This is a genomic window from Curtobacterium sp. MCPF17_046 (assembly GCF_003224295.1).
Lineage (GTDB): Bacteria > Actinomycetota > Actinomycetes > Actinomycetales > Microbacteriaceae > Curtobacterium.
Genome location: NZ_QKLB01000002.1, coordinates 202,482 through 217,917 on the forward strand (window position 1 = coordinate 202,482; position 15,436 = coordinate 217,917).

A 15,436-nucleotide genomic window follows, 5' to 3' on the forward strand; every position below is an offset into this window, starting at 1 on the left:
GTGGCGATACTCTCCGTCGTGCTGCAGGTCCTGCTCGCGATCACGAGCCTCCTGCTCACGCTCCTCATCCTCCTGCACAAGGGTCGCGGTGGCGGCCTCTCCGACATGTTCGGCGGTGGTGTGACGAGCAACCTCGGGGCATCCGGCGTCGCCGAGCGCAACCTGAACCGCATCACCGTGATCCTCGGGCTCCTCTGGATCTCGAGCATCATCGTGCTCGGTCTCATCAACAAGTTCACGGCAGGGAGCTGACATGGCATCCGGAGGAAGCGCCATCCGTGGGTCGCGCGTCGGCGCCGGCCCGATGGGCGAGCAGGACCGCGGCGTCCAGGCCGAGCGCGTCGCGATCTCGTACTGGGACGCGATGGGCAACGAGGTCGTGCGGTACTTCGCCGCGAACCTCCCCGACGAGGAGATCCCGGAGACGGTCGACTCGCCTTCCACCGGTCTCCCGGCCGGTCGCGACAAGGAGAACCCGCCGCAGGTCGCGAAGACCGAGCCGTACAAGACGCACCTCGCGTACGTGAAGGAGCGTCGCACCGAGGAGGAAGCGGCACAGCTCCTCGAGGACGCGCTGCAGCAGCTGCGTCAGCGCCGCGGCACCGCCGCCAAGTAGCAGCAGACGTCCGAAGGCCCCCGCTCCGTCAGGAGCGGGGGCCCTTGTCGTCGGGGGAGGTCGCCGCGGTCGTCGCCGTCGGTTCGGGCCCCGTCGAGGTCGCATGACATGCCGCGCGCCGTCCGCCGGTGGCGACCCCACGACGGACGGGAGGCCCGGTACCAGCTGGTACCGGGCCTCCAGTCCGTCGTGCGGTGCGTCAGTAGGTCGACGCGATGAGGTTCTCCGGGACGTCGCGTGCGGCGTCCTGGTCGACGAAGAAGACGGTGCGCTTGCGGCCCTGCACGCCGCCGACAGGGACCTCGTCCACGGCGGCACCGGCGAGGGCGAGGCCGAGCACGGATGCCTTCTCGGCGCCGGACAGGATCACCCAGACGCGCTGCGACGCGTTGATCACCGGGTAGGTGAGGGTCAGGCGCTGTGCCGGGGGCTTGGGCGAGTCGTCGACGGGCACGACCATGCGGTCGGTCACGCGGAGCTGCGGGAACTCCGGGAACAGCGACGCGGTGTGCCCGTCCGGACCGACCCCGAGCAGCGTGATGTCGAAGCGGGGCGCGTCGGCGGAGTCGGGAGCGGCGTCGTGCAGCTCGCGCTCGTACTGCGTCGCGGCCTCGTCGATGGTGAGGCCGGCGTCCGACGTCGCCATCGGGTGGATGTTCTCGGCCGGGATGCTCACGTGGTCGAGGAAGTCCGTCTGCGTGCCGGCGTCGTTCCGGTCCGCGTCGCCCGCGGGCACCCAGCGCTCGTCGACCCACCAGACGTGGACCTTCGACCAGTCGACGCTCTCCTGCGCCTGCGACTGCCCGATCGCCGCGAGGACGAGCGTGGAGACCGAACCACCGCTGATCGCGATGTCGGCCCGTCCCTGCTCGTCGAGCACGTCGATGATCTTCGTGATGAAGCGTGCGGCGACGGAGGCGCCGAGGGCCTGCTTGTCGGGGTGCACCAGCACCCGCCGTTCGTTGGTCACGTGACTCCCGTGTTCGTGGTGCGGTCACCGGTGTGACCGCGGTCGGTCCGGCCGGCCGTCCGACCTGCCGACCTGACGGGCAGGGCGGGGGAGGACGGACGGTCGGACCGTGGCGGTGGTCAGCCCGCGATGCGTTCGCGGAGCTTGGCCACCCCGTGCTTGACGACGTCTCCGAAGAGGACGTCCGGGTCGAGTCTACGGAGTTCCTCGGCCAGGCAGTCGCGCAGGTTGCGGCGCGGCAGGGACAGGTCGTGCGTCGGCTGGCCGGGCATCGAGAGCGTCGCCACGTCGACCAGCGAGCGCTCGAGTTCGATGGTGCCGGAGTCGCGCACGAGCTTCACGCCGTGGATGCCGCTCGAACCCGTGGCCCGCGGCGAGGTCGTGACGTCGACCGGCACCTTGAGCTGCAGCCCGAGCCAGGCGGCGAGGAGCACCGTCGACGGGCTGTCGAACGCGCCGGAGACCTCCACCGCGGTGATCGGCTCGAACGGCGGCTGGTCGAGTGCTGCGGCCAGCTGGTTCCGCCACAGCGTGAGGCGGGTCCAGGCGAAGTCCGTGTCGCCGGGCGCGTAGGAGTCCGCGAGCGCCATGATCGCGCCGTTCGGGTCCTTCTGCGCCGCGGCGTCGGTGATCCGGCGCTGGGCGATCCGGCCGAGCGGCGAGACCGACGGCTTCTCCGGCGCGGCTTCCGGCCACCAGGCCACGACGGGCGCGTCGGGCAGGAGGAGCCCGGTGACCAGGCTCTCCTCGTCCGCAGCGGTCTCGCCGTAGGCGCGGAGGACGATGACCTCGCTGGCACCCGCGTCACTGCCGACGCGGATCTGCGCGTCGAGACGGCCGGGGGACGCGATGTCGCCCTCGTTCTTCGACACGATGACGACGCGCATCGGGTGCTCGCGGGACGCCTGGTTCGCGGCCTCGATCGCCTCTTCCTCGCGGCCGAGAGCGGTCGAGACGACGAGGGTGAGCACGCGACCGAGTGCGACGGCGCCGCCCTCCTCGCGGATGTGCACCAGGGTCTTCTGGATCTTCGAGACCGTGGTGTTCGGCAGGTCGATCTTCATGGACGCCTCCAGGTCCGACCGTCGCGTGCGAGGAGCTCGTCGGCCGAAGCCGGGCCCCACGTGCCGGGACGGTACTGTTCGGGCTGGCCCTGTGTCCGCCAGAACTCCTCGATCGGGTCGAGGATCTTCCAGGACAGCTCGACCTCCTGGTGCCGCGGGAACAGCGGCGGGTCACCGAGGAGCACGTCGAGGATGAGCCGTTCGTAGGCCTCGGGGGAGGCCTCGGTGAACGCGTGGCCGTAGCCGAAGTCCATCGTGACGTCGCGGACCTGCGTCCCGACGCCGGGGACCTTCGAGCCGAAGCGGAGCGTGACGCCCTCGTCCGGCTGCACGCGGATGACGAGCGCGTTCTGGCCGAGGGGCGACTGCTCGATGCCGAACACGTCCTCCGGCACGCGCTTGAACACGATCGCGATCTCGGTGACGCGGCGGCCGAGTCGCTTGCCGGCACGCAGGTAGAACGGAACCCCCTGCCAGCGGCGGGTCGCGATGTCGAGACGGATGGCCGCGAAGGTCTCGGTCGTGGACTCGGGGTTCATGCCCGCTTCCTCGAGGAACCCGAGCACCTTCTCGCCGCCCTGCCACCCGCCGGCGTACTGCCCGCGGCTGGTCGCCGAGGACAGGTCCTCGGGCAGGCGGACCGCGGAGAGCACCTTCTCCTTCTCGGCACGGAGGTGTCCGGCCTTGAACGAGACGGGCTCCTCCATCGCCGTGAGGGCGAGGAGCTGCAGCAGGTGGTTCTGGATGACGTCCCGCGCCGCACCGATGCCGTCGTAGTAGGCGGCACGTCCGGCCACGCCGATGTCCTCGGCCATCGTGATCTGCACGTGGTCGACGTAGTTCGAGTTCCAGATGGGTTCGTACATCTGGTTCGCGAACCGGAGCGTCAGGAGGTTCTGGACGGTCTCCTTGCCGAGGTAGTGGTCGATGCGGAACACGTCGTCGGGCGCGAAGACGCTCTCGACGATCGCGTTCAGTTCGCGGGCCGTGCGGAGGTCCGAACCGAAGGGCTTCTCGACCACGACCCGGCTCCACGACCCGTCGCGCTTCTCGGTCAGCCCGGACAGCTTGAGCTGCTCGGTCACGACCGGGAACATCTTCGGCGGGATGGACAGGTAGAACGCGTGGTTCCCGAGGGTCCCGCGTTCGGCGTCCAGGGTGTCGACCGTCTCCTTGAGGAGCGTGAACGCCTCGGGGTCGTCGAAGGACCCCTGGACGAAGCGGATGCCCTGTTCGAGCTGACGCCAGACGTCCTCGTCGAACGGGGTCCGCGAGTGCTCCTTGACGGCGTCGTGGACGAGCTGGGAGAAGTCCTGGTCCTCCCAGTCACGCCGAGCGAACCCGACCAGCGCGAAGCCGGGCGGCAGGAGCCCCCGGTTGGCGAGGTCGTAGACCGCGGGCATCAGCTTCTTGCGGGAGAGGTCTCCCGTGACTCCGAAGATGATGAGGGTGCTGGGACCCGCGATCCGGTTCAGTCGACGGTCCGTGGGCAGCCGGAGCGGGTTGTGCTCCGGGGTGATCGCCACCGGTGACATGTCGGTGAACTCCTTTGATCAGGTGGTGACTGCAGCCGTGATGACCGCCGTCGCTGCGGGGAGGTCCCGCGTCGACAGGGTCAGCACCGGGCGGCCGTGTTCGGCGAGGACACTCGCGTCGCCGGCGGCCTGGGCTCGGATGAGCCGACCGAAGGTGAAGGGGCGGCCGGGGACGGCCAGGTCGTCCTGCTCGTCGGAGACGATCTGCAGGAAGACGCCGTTCGCGGGACCGCCCTTGTGGTACTGGCCGGTGGAGTGCAGGAACCGGGGCCCGTACCCGAAGGTGACGGGCCGGCCCGTGCGCTCGGCGAGGAGGTCGCGGAGGGCCTCCAGGCCGTGGCCGGCCGAACGGTCGACGTACGCCTGCACGGCCAGGTAGCCGTCCTCGCTGACAGCAGCCAGGAGGCTCGACACGGCCTGGGTGAGCGTCGCGCCGGTCTCGAGTCCGCCGGTCGCGGAGACCGCGACGCCGTCGTCCTCGAACGCGGGGGCCGTCGTCTCGGCGGCGGGCGCGTCGAGCAGCGCCCGGGCCGCGACCTTGGCGGCCTCGACGTCGGGCTGGTCGAACGGGTTGATCCCGAGCAGGCGCCCGGCGACCGCGACCGCGTACTCCCAGACGAGGAACTGCCCGCCGAGCGTGCCCGTGATCTCGACCTCGCCGGCGGCGACGTGTCGTTCGTCCTCCCGGGAGCCCACCAGCCGGACGACCTGCAGGTCGGGCAGACCCGCGGTCACCTCGGGGGAGTCGACGTCGAGGACGACCGGCAGCAGCCCGCGGCCGTCCTTGCCGGTCGACTCGGCGATGAGCTGTTCGACCCAGTCGCCGAAGCCGAGGATGTGCGTCCCGTCCGCGACGATCCCGATCTTGTCCCGGAGGGGAGCCGTCCCGCCGAGAACTGCTCCGAGCACGAGCCCGGGGTTCTCGTCGGTGTCGACCGCGAGGAGCACCGAGATGGCGTCGGCCTCGTCGAGTAGTTCGGCGATGTCGGCTCCGGCCAGACCGGCGGGGACGAGCCCGAACGCGGTGAGCGCGGAGTACCGACCGCCGACCGTGGGGTCGGCGGTGAAGACCCGGTGACCGGCCTCGAGTGCCGTCGCCTCGAGCGCGGAGCCCGGGTCGGTGACGACGACGATCCGTTCGGCGGGGTTGATCCCGGCGTCCTGGAACGCCTGCTCGAACACCCGGCGCTGCGAGTCCGTCTCCACCGTCGAACCGGACTTCGACGACACGACGAGCACCGTGCGCTCGAGGTCGGTCAGCGCGGCGCGGACCTGCGCGGGATCGGTGGAGTCGAGGACGACGAGCGGGACCCCGGCCGTGCGGGTGATGACCTCTGGCGCGAGCGACGAGCCGCCCATGCCGGCGAGCACCACCCGGTCCACCCCCTGGGCGAGCAACTGCTCGCGCAGCGCGGCGACCTCGGCGACGAGCGGACGGGAGACGGAGACCGCCTCCACCCAGCCGAGGCGCTTCGACGCCTCGGCTTCCGCGGCGGGGCCCCACAGGGCGGCGTCCTGCGCCGTGATCCCGGACGCCACCAGGTCGGTGACGAGGCGCGGGACCACCGTGTCGATGGCCCGCGCCGCGTCACCGCTGGCGGCGATGGAGACGGTCACTCCTACTTGGCGTTCTCGAGCGCGGTCTGGACCGTGTCGACGAGCTCGCCCCACGAGACGTTGAACTTCTCGACGGCTTCCTTCTCGAGCAGCGCGACGACGTCGTCGTAGTCGACACCGACGGCAGCGAGCTGGTCCATGACCTGGTTCGCGTCGTCGAAGGTGCCGGCGATCGCGTCGCCGTGGACCTCGCCGTGGTCGAACGTCGCCTCGAGGGTCTTGCCCGGCATCGTGTTGACGGTGTTCGGGGCGGCGAGCTCGGTCACGTAGAGCGTGTCGGGCAGCGACGGGTCCTTGACGCCGGTCGAGGCCCACAGCGGGCGCTGCGTGTTCGCGCCGGACTCGAGCAGGCCGAGGGCACGCTCGGTCGCGAAGGCCTGGGTCCAGACCTGGTAGGCGAGCTGGGCGTTGGCGATGCCCGCCTTGGACTTGAGCGCGGTGGCCTCGTCGGAGCCGATGGCGTCGAGACGCTTGTCGATCTCGGAGTCGACGCGCGACACGAAGAACGACGCGACCGAGTGGATCTTCGACAGGTCGTGGCCGGCGGCCTTGGCCTTCTCGAGCCCGCCGAGGTAGGCGTCGATGACGGCGCGGTAGCGCTCGAGCGAGAAGATCAGGGTGACGTTGACCGAGATGCCCGCACCGATGACCTCGGTGATGGCCTCGAGGCCGTCGACCGTCGCCGGGATCTTGATGAGGACGTTCTCCTTGCCGACCTTGTCGAACAGGAACTTCGCCTGCTCGATGGTCTTCGCCGTGTCGTGCGCGAGACCCGGCTCGACCTCGATCGAGACGCGGCCGTCGAAGCCGTTCGAGGAGGCGTAGATCGGGGCGAAGATGTCCGACGCGTCGGCGACGTCACGCGTCGTGATCTCGAAGATCGCGTTGGTCACGTCGGTACCGGCCGCGGCCAGCTCCTTGACCTGCGCGTCGTAGCGCTCGCCCTTGGCGAGGGCCGAGGCGAAGATCGTCGGGTTGGTGGTGACGCCGACGACGTTGCGGTCCGCGATGAGGTTCTCGAGACGGCCGGTCTCGAGGAGCTCGCGGGACAGGTCGTCGAGCCAGATGCTCACGCCGACGGCGGAGAGGGCTTCGGTGGGAGTGGTGTCAGTCATTCGCTTCTTCTCTTCTTCGTTTCGTTCGTCGGCTGCTCGAGCCGGGGTCTGTGCGGGGGACGTGCCCCCGGGACGGGAGGTCCGTGGCGGAGTCGCCGCGGGCCTCCCGTACGGAAGGGCCGGGCCCGGAGTCCGGGCCCGGCCCAGGGGGTCAGGAGGCTGCTGCGATCGATTCCTTGGCCGCCGAGACGACGTGCTCGGTGGTGAAGCCGAACTCCTCGAACAGCTTCTGGTAGTCGGCCGAGGCACCGAAGTGCTCGATCGACACGCTGCGACCGGCGTCACCGACGATGTCGCGCCAGCTCATCGCGATCCCGGCCTCGACCGAGACGCGGGCCTTGACGGCCTTCGGCAGGACCGACTCGCGGTACGCCTCGTCCTGCTCGTGGAACCACTCGAGCGACGGAGCCGAGACGACGCGGGCGTTGATGCCCTCGCCCTTGAGCTGCTCACGCGCGTCGAGCGCGATCTGCACCTCGGAACCGGTGCCGATGAGGATGACGTCCGGCGTGCCGTTCGGGGCCTCGGCCAGGACGTAGGCGCCCTTGGCGACGTTCTTCGCGGAGGCGAGCGTCTCGCCGGAGGCGTCGCCCTCACCACGCTCGAAGACCGGGAGGTTCTGACGGCTCAGCGCGATGCCGGCCGGGCGGTCCTGGTGCTTGAGCATCTCGAGCCAGGCGTACGCGACCTCGTTGGCGTCAGCGGGGCGGACGACGTCGAGACCCGGGATCGCACGGAGGGCGCTGATCTGCTCGATCGGCTGGTGCGTCGGGCCGTCCTCGCCGAGGGCGATGGAGTCGTGCGTCCAGACGTAGATCGCCGGCGCCTTCATGAGCGCGGCGAGACGGACCGCCGGACGCATGTAGTCGCTGAAGATGAGGAACGTGCCGCCGAAGGGACGGGTGTTCCCGTGCAGGACGATGCCGTTGAGGATCGAGCCCATGGCGTGCTCGCGGATGCCGAAGTGCAGGACGCGGCCGAACGGGTCGGTGGTCCAGGTCTTCGTCGTGGCCTCGGCCGGACCGAAGGACTTGCCGTCCTCGATCGTGGTGAGGTTCGACTCGGCCAGGTCGGCCGAACCGCCCCAGAACTCGGGCATGAGCGGCGCGATGGCGTTGATGACCTTGCCCGAGGCGGCACGGGTCGAGACGGCCTTCTCGGAGCTGAAGACCGGCAGTGCGGCCTCGAGGCCCTCCGGGAGCTCCTTCGCCTGGACGCGGTCGAAGAGCGCCTTCTTGTCGGCGTTGGCCGCGGCCCACGCGTCGAAGGACTTCTGCCACTCGGCGTGCTCGGCCTGGCCCTTGGCGATCGCACCACGGGTGTAGTCGAGGACCTCGGGGTCGACGTCGAAGGTCTTCTCGGGGTCGAAGCCCAGGACCTCCTTGAGGCCCTTGAGCTCGTCGGCGCCGAGTGCCGAGCCGTGGATCTTGCCGGAGTTCTGCTTGGTCGGCGACGGCCAACCGATGATCGTCTTGAGGACGATGAGCGACGGCTTGTCGTGGACCTGCTTCGCGGCCTCGACGGCGGCGTGGAGCGCTTCGGCGTCCTCGCTGTACTCGCCGGTCTTCTTCCAGTCGACGACCTGGACGTGCCAGCCGAGCGCCTCGTAGCGGGCGTGGACGTCCTCGGAGAACGCGATGTCGGTGTCGTCCTCGATCGAGATCTGGTTCGAGTCGTAGAAGGCGATGAGGTTGCCGAGCTGCTGGCGGCCCGCGAGGCTGGCGGCCTCGTTCGTGACGCCCTCCTGCATGTCACCGTCTCCGGCGATCACGTAGGTGTAGTGGTCGAACGGCGACTGGCCGGCCGGGGTCTCCGGGTCGAACAGGCCGCGCTCGAAGCGCTGCGCGTAGGCGAAGCCCACGGAGGAGGCGAGGCCCTGGCCGAGCGGGCCGGTCGTGATCTCGACGCCGTCGGTGTGGCCGTACTCAGGGTGGCCCGGGGTCTTCGAGCCCCACTTGCGCAGGTGCTGCAGGTCGTCGAGCTCGAGGCCGTAGCCGTGCAGGTAGAACTGCACGTACTGGAGGATCGAGGCGTGGCCTGCCGAGAGGATGAAGCGGTCGCGGCCGATCCACGTGGAGTCGCTCGGGTCGCGGCGCATCACCTTCTGGAACAGGAGGTGAGCCAGCGGCGCGAGGCTCATCGCGGTGCCGGGGTGACCGTTGCCGGCCGCCTCGACAGAGTCGGCGGCGAGGACGCGGGCCGTGTCGACGGCCTTCCGGTCGATGGCGTCCCAGGTGAATTCAGCCACTTGGATGTTGACCCTTCATTGATGCGACATGTGCGAGGGCTCGTGCCATCGCACGGACATGTTGCCGACCCGGGGCTCCGTCGCGGTGCCGTTGCCGGCAGCCGACCGGCTCGAACGCGGCCGACGTCATCGGGGCACGCTGCGGGAGGGCCTCTCCAGCATAGTGAACCGGCACTCAGAAGGTGTCCAGGTGACCGGCGAGGCTGGATGGTCATCGGGCGGCGGACCGACGACCGGGCGTGTCCGGCCGTCGACGTACGGGATGGCGGGATGGCGGGACGGCGGGATCGGGACGGGCGGCGGCGGGACATCGTCGTGGCGCCGTCGATCGCGTAAACTGTCGGTGAGCCGCGACCATTCCGCGGACACGCATGCCCGGACGCCGACGGTGCCGTCCACCCGAGCGTGCGGACTGCAGCGAAACAGACTGAGGTTCCCTTGCCGACTGCCACCGTGACCAGGCCAGACACCGTTCGTCGGTCGATGCTGTCCCGCAAGGTCCGGGCGTACGTCTCGCTCACCAAGCCGCGCGTCATGGAGTTGCTGCTCGTCACGACCGCACCCACGATGTTCCTCGCGGAACGGGGTGTGCCCGACCTGTGGCTCGTCTTCTGGACGATGCTCGGCGGCGCGATGTCGGCGGGCTCGGCCTCGGCCTTCAACTGCTACATCGACCGCGACATCGACCGGCTGATGAAGCGGACGAGCACCCGCCCGCTGGTGACCGGCGAGCTCTCCGACCGCGAGGCACTGGTCTTCTCGTGGGCACTCGGCATCGCCTCGACGGTGGTCCTCGTCGTCTTCGTGAACTGGCTCGCCGCCGCCCTCAGCATCGCCGCGATCCTCATCTACGTCTTCGTCTACACGCTCTGGCTCAAGCGCCGCACCCCGCAGAACATCGTCTGGGGCGGTTCCGCCGGGTGCATGCCCGTGCTCATCGGCTGGGCCGCCGTCACCGGGTCGCTGACGTGGGCACCGGTCATCCTGTTCATGGTCATCTTCCTCTGGACGCCGCCGCACTACTGGCCGCTCTCGATGAAGTACCGCGACGACTACGACGCCGCCGACGTCCCGATGCTCGCCGTCGTCCGCGGCCGCACGGTCGTCGGGCTCCAGGTCGTGCTGTACGCGTGGGCGACGCTGGTCTGCTCGCTGCTGCTCGTCCCCGTGGCGGCCATGGGGCCGCTGTACACCGTGGTCGCCCTCGCGGCCGGTATCTGGTTCGTCGTCGAGTCGCACCTGCTGTACAACCGGGCGATCCAGCACATGGAGCAGGTGCAGCCGATGCGCGTGTTCCGCAGCTCGATCACCTACCTGACCTTGCTCTTCATCGCCGTGGGCATCGACCCGCTGCTGCCGCAGGTCTTCACCTTCACGATCTGAGGCGCGTCACGACGGCCCCGGTCTCCTCGGAGACCGGGGCCGTCGTCGTGGACCGGCGCCGGCGGGGCGGGGGAAGGACCCGCGAGCTGCACGCAGGTCCGTGCTGCTCTCCACGAGGGAGACGGTGGCGCGGTCCGGGTCTGCGGGGCCAGGGGGTGCGGCCGGTTCGCACGCAGTCCGTCCATCCCGGCTCGGTCCGGCCCGGCCAGGCTCGGTCCGGACCCGCGGGTCGGCCCGCGTCCGGCTTCCGTCAGGGTGAGGACAGGAGGCACGCGACGGCCGGGATCACGACCGTCCGGCTCAGGACGGGAGGCACGGGCCAGGCAGGAGCACGCCACCCGTCCGGCTCAGGGCGGGACGCACGGGTCGGCCCGGAGCGTGTCAGCGGTCCGGCTCAGGACGGCAGGCGCGGATGGGTTCGAGGGTGCCGTCGGTCCGGCTCGGGACGGGCGCTGCGCGCCGACGCCGCCACCTGACTCGAGACGGGAGCCGTCGCTGGGACCGGTACGGGCCTCCCGTCCGGCTCGGGGCGCCGGGATCGTCCCGCGGAGGACGTCCTGCCCGGCGCCGACCGTCAGGCGCGGACGGCCTGCCGTCCGGCACTCGACCGCGTCGAGAGCACCACGGCGGTCATCGCCGCCACGAGCAGCCCGGCGAGCACCATGTGGGCGCCGACCAGCCCGACCGGGAGCCCGGTCTTCGCCTGGGTGAGCCCGACGGTGATCTGGACGAACTCGACGACGAGGAGCAGGAGCGGAGTCCGGCTCGACATCCGCAGCCGCACCGCACCGATGACCAGGACGAGGGTGAGCGCGAACGTGACGTAGGCGGGGATCGCGTGGAGGTGCTGTAGGAGCTCGGTGTCGAAGCCGGTCCGGTGCAGTGCGCCGCCGTCGACGCGCTCGCTCGCCCCGGCGTGCGGTCCGCTGCCGGTCGTGAGGATCCCGACGAGGACCGTCACGGCGACGGCGACCACTGCACCTCGGACGACGCCGGAGTACCACGAGGGGACGATCCGGTCGCGCACCCGCGGGCCGTTGACCGATCGGTAGACCAGTGCGGCGGTGACGCTCGTGAGCACCGCGGAGACGACGAAGTGCAGCCCGACCACGTACGGGTTGAGGTTCGTGATGACCGACACGCCGCCGATCACGGCCTGGACCGGGATCGCTGCGCCCTGGGCGAACGCCAGCCAGAACAGTTCCGGCCGGGTCTTGCGCATGCGGACGACGGCCAGGAACATCGCGATCGCGACGATGACGAGCACGAAGGTCAGCAGACGGTTGCCGAACTCGATGACCCCGTGGATGCCCATCTCCGGCGTCGAGACGAGGGAGTCCGTCGTGCACTTCGGCCAGGTGGGGCACCCGAGACCGGACGCCGTCAGCCGGACGAGTCCGCCCGTGCCGATGAGGACGACCTCGACGACGAACGAGGCCCAGGCGAGGACGACGACGCGGCGGTCCACGGCCCGGGGGAGCGACCACCAGCGGGTCGAGGTCGGGGTGTCCTGCTCGACGGACGGTGCGACGCGAGTCACGAGGGTGGTGCCTTCCTGTTGTTCCGGGCCCTGGACCTGTAGGATTCGAGGGTTCAGCAGCAGTCAAGTCTAGGCAGGCGCCGGCTCCGAAAGGGCCGAGATCGCCGCTCGATGCCAGGACTGCGTGGAAGCATCGACGTTGCGAGGCAGCAACACCCGGTCCGTCGTGTCGGCGGTCCGCGGTGGAATGGTGTCCGACACCACCGGGTTGTACCGGAGACGCTGTTGCGAGAAGGAAACGAGGAGACCATGTCCGACGTGCTCATCGACCGTCCAGAACTCGAAGGGCTCGGCCAGTACGAATTCGGCTGGGCCGACTCCGACGCGGCCGGCGCCTCCGCCCGCCGCGGGCTCTCGGACGAGGTCGTCACCGACATCTCCGAGCGCAAGGGCGAACCGGAGTGGATGCGGGCGAACCGCCTCAAGGCGCTGAAGATCTTCGACCGCAAGCCGATGCCCTCCTGGGGTGCGGACCTGTCGGACATCGACTTCGACAACATCAAGTACTTCGTGAAGTCGACGGAGAACCAGGCCGAGTCGTGGGAGGACCTCCCCGAGGACATCCGGACGACCTACGAGCGTCTGGGCATCCCGGAGGCCGAGCGTCAGCGTCTCGTCGCCGGCGTCGCCGCGCAGTACGAGTCCGAGGTCGTCTACCACCAGATCCGCGAGGACCTGGAGCAGCAGGGTGTCATCTTCATGGACACCGACACGGCGCTGCGTGAGCACCCGGAGCTGTTCCAGGAGTACTTCGGCACCGTGATCCCGTCCGGTGACAACAAGTTCGCCGCGCTGAACACGGCCGTCTGGTCGGGTGGCTCGTTCGTCTACGTCCCGAAGGGCGTCCACGTCGAGATCCCGCTGCAGGCGTACTTCCGCATCAACACGGAGAACATGGGCCAGTTCGAGCGGACGCTGATCATCGCCGACGAGGACTCCTACATCCACTACATCGAGGGCTGCACCGCCCCGATCTACAAGTCGGACTCCCTGCACTCCGCCGTCGTCGAGATCATCGTGAAGAAGAACGCACGCGTGCGCTACACGACGATCCAGAACTGGTCGAACAACGTCTACAACCTCGTGACGAAGCGTGCGATCGCGCACGAGGGCGCCACCATGGAGTGGATCGACGGCAACATCGGCTCGAAGGTGACGATGAAGTACCCGTCGATCTACCTGGCCGGCGAGCACGCCAAGGGTGAGACCCTCTCGGTCGCCTTCGCGGGCCCGGGTCAGCACCAGGACGCCGGCGCGAAGATGATCCACATGGCGCCGTACACGACGTCGTCGATCGTCTCGAAGTCGATCGCCCGTGGTGGCGGTCGTGCCGGGTACCGCGGCGAGGTCCGCGTGGACCCTGCGGCACACCACTCGGCGAACACCGTCCGCTGTGACGCGCTGCTCGTGGACACGGTCTCGCGCAGCGACACGTACCCGGCGATCGACATCCGCGTGGACGACGTGCAGCTCGGACACGAGGCAACGGTCTCCCGCGTCAGCGAGGAGCAGCTGTTCTACCTCATGTCGCGTGGCATGCCCGAGGACGAGGCCATGGCGATGATCGTGCGCGGGTTCATCGAGCCGATCGCTCGCGAGCTCCCGATGGAGTACGCACTCGAACTCAACAAGCTCATCGAGATGAGCATGGAAGGATCCGTCGGCTAGATGTCCAGCTCCACCCCTCCTCCCCACATCGACCAGCCGACGGAGCCCGCGAGCACGCTCACGTCGGGCGGTACGGACCAGCACGGCGCCCGGGCGCACTCCGACGGCGGCTGGGACACCAAGGTGCCCGTGCAGACGCGTTCCGAGCGGTTCCGCTCGGGCGACGTCGGTGCCTTCCCCGCCGTGACCGGCCGAGAGGTCAACTGGAAGTTCGCGCCGCTCGACAAGATCCGGCCGCTCCTCGAGAGCACGCTGGACGGCTCGGCGTACCCCTTCCTCGCGACGCAGTCCGCCGGCGCCGACGTCGAGTGGGGTCGCAGCGACGACCCGCGCGTCGGTGGTGCCGGACTGCCGGAGGACCGGGCGGCTGCCGCTGCCTGGAGCGCCCGTGACGCCGTCCTCGCGATCACCGTGAAGGCGACCGGCGAGCACGAGTCCATGACCGTGACGCGGTCGGACTTCGGGACGCACCCGCGTGCCGCGCACACCGTGATCACGGCCGAGCAGCACGCCGAGGGCATCGTCGTGATCGACAACCGTGGGTCCGCGCTCCTCAGCGAGAACCTCGAGATCGTGGTCCGGGACGGCGCACGACTGACCGTCGTCACCGTGCAGGACTGGGACGACGACGCCGTGCACGTGTCGACCCACTTCGCCGAGGTCGGCCGCGATGCCTTCCTCAAGCACGTGGTGGTCTCGCTCGGCGGCGACGTCGTCCGTGTCAACCCGTCGACGCACCTCGGCGCGCAGGGCGCCGACGCGGAGATGTACGGGGTGTACTTCGCGGACGCCGGGCAGTACATCGAGCAGCAGGTGTACGTCGACCACGACGCACCGAACACCCGCAGCCGCGTGAACTACAAGGGCGCGTTGCAGGGCGCCGGCGCGCACACGGTGTGGATCGGGGACGTCCTGATCGGGCGGACCGCTCCGGGCACCGACTCGTACGAGCAGAACCGGAACCTCGTGCTCACCGACGGCACCCGCGCGGACAGCATCCCGAACCTCGAGATCGAGACCGGGGACATCGAGGGTGCCGGGCACGCCAGCGCCACCGGCCGTTTCGACGACGAGCAGCTCTTCTACCTGCAGGCCCGCGGCATCCCCGAGGAGGAGGCACGGCGTCTCGTCGTCCTCGGCTTCCTCGTCGAGGTCATCCAGAAGATCGGCGCGCCCGCGCTCGAGGAACGTCTGGTCGCCGCGGTCGAGCAGGAGCTCGCCGAGGGCCGGACGGTCCTCGCCGGGCCCGCCGCGGACCTGGTCGGCGCCGAGTCGACCGGTGCCGGGACGACCGGGGCCGACGCCTGATGGCCGAGAAGGTCTGCGCCGAGGGCGACATCGCCGTCGACAGCCCCATGCGGGTCGTCGTCGACGGCACGGCGGTCGCGATCGTCAAGGACTCCGCTGGGACCGTGCACGCCATCGGCGACACCTGCACCCACGGGGAGATCTCGCTGTCCGAGGGCTTCGTCGAGGACGACTCGCTCGAGTGCTGGGCGCACGGCTCGCAGTTCTCCCTGACGACCGGCAAGCCGAAGAACTTCCCGGCATACGAGCCGGTCCCGGTCTTCCGGGTCGAGGTCCGGGACGGCGACGTCTACGTCGACGTCCACGACCCGGTTCCGGTCGACTGACCCGTCCACTTCTTCCGCGGCTGACGCCGCACCACAGCCACGACCG

13 protein-coding genes are annotated in these 15,436 nt (G+C 69.9%); 6 read left to right on the forward strand and 7 right to left on the reverse strand.

Going from position 1 to position 15,436, the window contains the following annotated elements; translation table 11 throughout:
- Both secG and DEJ32_RS02505 read left to right on the forward strand, forming a co-directional pair.
- On the forward strand, positions 1–252 hold the full coding sequence (gene secG, locus DEJ32_RS02500) for a preprotein translocase subunit SecG (protein WP_110825023.1): 252 nt from the start codon (positions 1–3) through the stop codon (positions 250–252).
- Position 253: 1 nt separating this feature from the next.
- Positions 254–616 (forward strand): RNA polymerase-binding protein RbpA, encoded by a 363-nt coding sequence (locus tag DEJ32_RS02505; protein WP_110825022.1) that lies wholly within the window; start codon positions 254–256, stop codon positions 614–616.
- A gap of 199 nt (positions 617–815) precedes the next feature.
- Here DEJ32_RS02505 and pgl read toward each other — a convergent pair whose 3' ends face one another.
- The 6 genes from pgl to tkt form a co-directional block, all read right to left on the reverse strand.
- Complete coding sequence (gene pgl / locus DEJ32_RS02510; protein WP_110900205.1) at positions 816–1,586, reverse strand: 6-phosphogluconolactonase; 771 nt, start codon at positions 1,584–1,586, stop codon at positions 816–818.
- Between the two features lie 119 nt (positions 1,587–1,705).
- Entirely contained in the window at positions 1,706–2,650 is a 945-nt protein-coding gene (locus DEJ32_RS02515) for a glucose-6-phosphate dehydrogenase assembly protein OpcA (RefSeq protein ID WP_110900206.1), read from the reverse strand.
- Positions 2,647–4,185, reverse strand: coding sequence for a glucose-6-phosphate dehydrogenase (zwf, locus tag DEJ32_RS02520; RefSeq protein ID WP_110900207.1), 1,539 nt, complete (start codon positions 4,183–4,185; stop codon positions 2,647–2,649). Before zwf ends, DEJ32_RS02515 begins: the two co-directional genes overlap by 4 nt.
- 18 nt (positions 4,186–4,203) lie before the next feature.
- A complete protein-coding gene (locus tag DEJ32_RS02525) occupies positions 4,204–5,802 on the reverse strand; it encodes a glucose-6-phosphate isomerase (protein ID WP_110900208.1) in 1,599 nt (532 codons plus the stop codon).
- Positions 5,803–5,804: 2 nt separating this feature from the next.
- On the reverse strand, positions 5,805–6,917 hold the full coding sequence (tal, locus tag DEJ32_RS02530; protein WP_110825017.1) for a transaldolase: 1,113 nt from the start codon (positions 6,915–6,917) through the stop codon (positions 5,805–5,807).
- A gap of 151 nt (positions 6,918–7,068) precedes the next feature.
- Positions 7,069–9,165 carry a transketolase gene (gene tkt / locus DEJ32_RS02535; RefSeq protein ID WP_110825016.1) on the reverse strand — a complete coding sequence of 699 codons (2,097 nt, stop codon included), beginning with the start codon at positions 9,163–9,165 and terminating at the stop codon, positions 7,069–7,071.
- A gap of 453 nt (positions 9,166–9,618) precedes the next feature.
- On the opposite strand from tkt, the gene DEJ32_RS02540 reads away from it, so the two are divergent.
- Complete coding sequence (locus tag DEJ32_RS02540; RefSeq protein WP_181420563.1) at positions 9,619–10,548, forward strand: heme o synthase; 930 nt, start codon at positions 9,619–9,621, stop codon at positions 10,546–10,548.
- Positions 10,549–11,122: 574 nt separating this feature from the next.
- Here the strand turns inward: DEJ32_RS02540 and DEJ32_RS02545 are convergent.
- Positions 11,123–12,088, reverse strand: coding sequence for a heme A synthase (locus tag DEJ32_RS02545; RefSeq protein ID WP_110900210.1), 966 nt, complete (start codon positions 12,086–12,088; stop codon positions 11,123–11,125).
- Between the two features lie 249 nt (positions 12,089–12,337).
- Here DEJ32_RS02545 and sufB point away from each other — a divergent pair, with 249 nt between their 5' ends.
- Genes sufB through DEJ32_RS02560 form a run of 3 tightly spaced genes read left to right on the forward strand, consistent with a single transcriptional unit; the run spans position 12,338 to position 15,390 of the window.
- Complete coding sequence (gene sufB, locus DEJ32_RS02550) at positions 12,338–13,756, forward strand: Fe-S cluster assembly protein SufB (RefSeq protein ID WP_110825013.1); 1,419 nt, start codon at positions 12,338–12,340, stop codon at positions 13,754–13,756.
- Positions 13,757–15,064, forward strand: a complete 1,308-nt coding sequence (sufD, locus tag DEJ32_RS02555) for a Fe-S cluster assembly protein SufD (RefSeq protein WP_110900211.1) — start codon at positions 13,757–13,759, stop codon at positions 15,062–15,064.
- Entirely contained in the window at positions 15,064–15,390 is a 327-nt protein-coding gene (locus DEJ32_RS02560) for a non-heme iron oxygenase ferredoxin subunit (protein WP_110825011.1), read from the forward strand. Before sufD ends, DEJ32_RS02560 begins: the two co-directional genes overlap by 1 nt.
- Positions 15,391–15,436: the final 46 nt, after the last annotated feature.

Bases quoted from the DNA above. Each gene is read 5' to 3' on its own strand.
- DEJ32_RS02505 (WP_110825022.1), top strand. From the start codon at position 254: ATGGCATCCGGAGGAAGCGCCATCCGTGGGTCGCGCGTCGGCGCCGGC.
- DEJ32_RS02515 (WP_110900206.1), bottom strand. From the start codon at position 2,650: ATGAAGATCGACCTGCCGAACACCACGGTCTCGAAGATCCAGAAGACC.
- zwf (WP_110900207.1), bottom strand. From the start codon at position 4,185: ATGTCACCGGTGGCGATCACCCCGGAGCACAACCCGCTCCGGCTGCCC.
- tal (WP_110825017.1), bottom strand. From the start codon at position 6,917: ATGACTGACACCACTCCCACCGAAGCCCTCTCCGCCGTCGGCGTGAGC.
- sufB (WP_110825013.1), top strand. From the start codon at position 12,338: ATGTCCGACGTGCTCATCGACCGTCCAGAACTCGAAGGGCTCGGCCAG.
- sufD (WP_110900211.1), top strand. From the start codon at position 13,757: ATGTCCAGCTCCACCCCTCCTCCCCACATCGACCAGCCGACGGAGCCC.
- DEJ32_RS02560 (WP_110825011.1), top strand. From the start codon at position 15,064: ATGGCCGAGAAGGTCTGCGCCGAGGGCGACATCGCCGTCGACAGCCCC.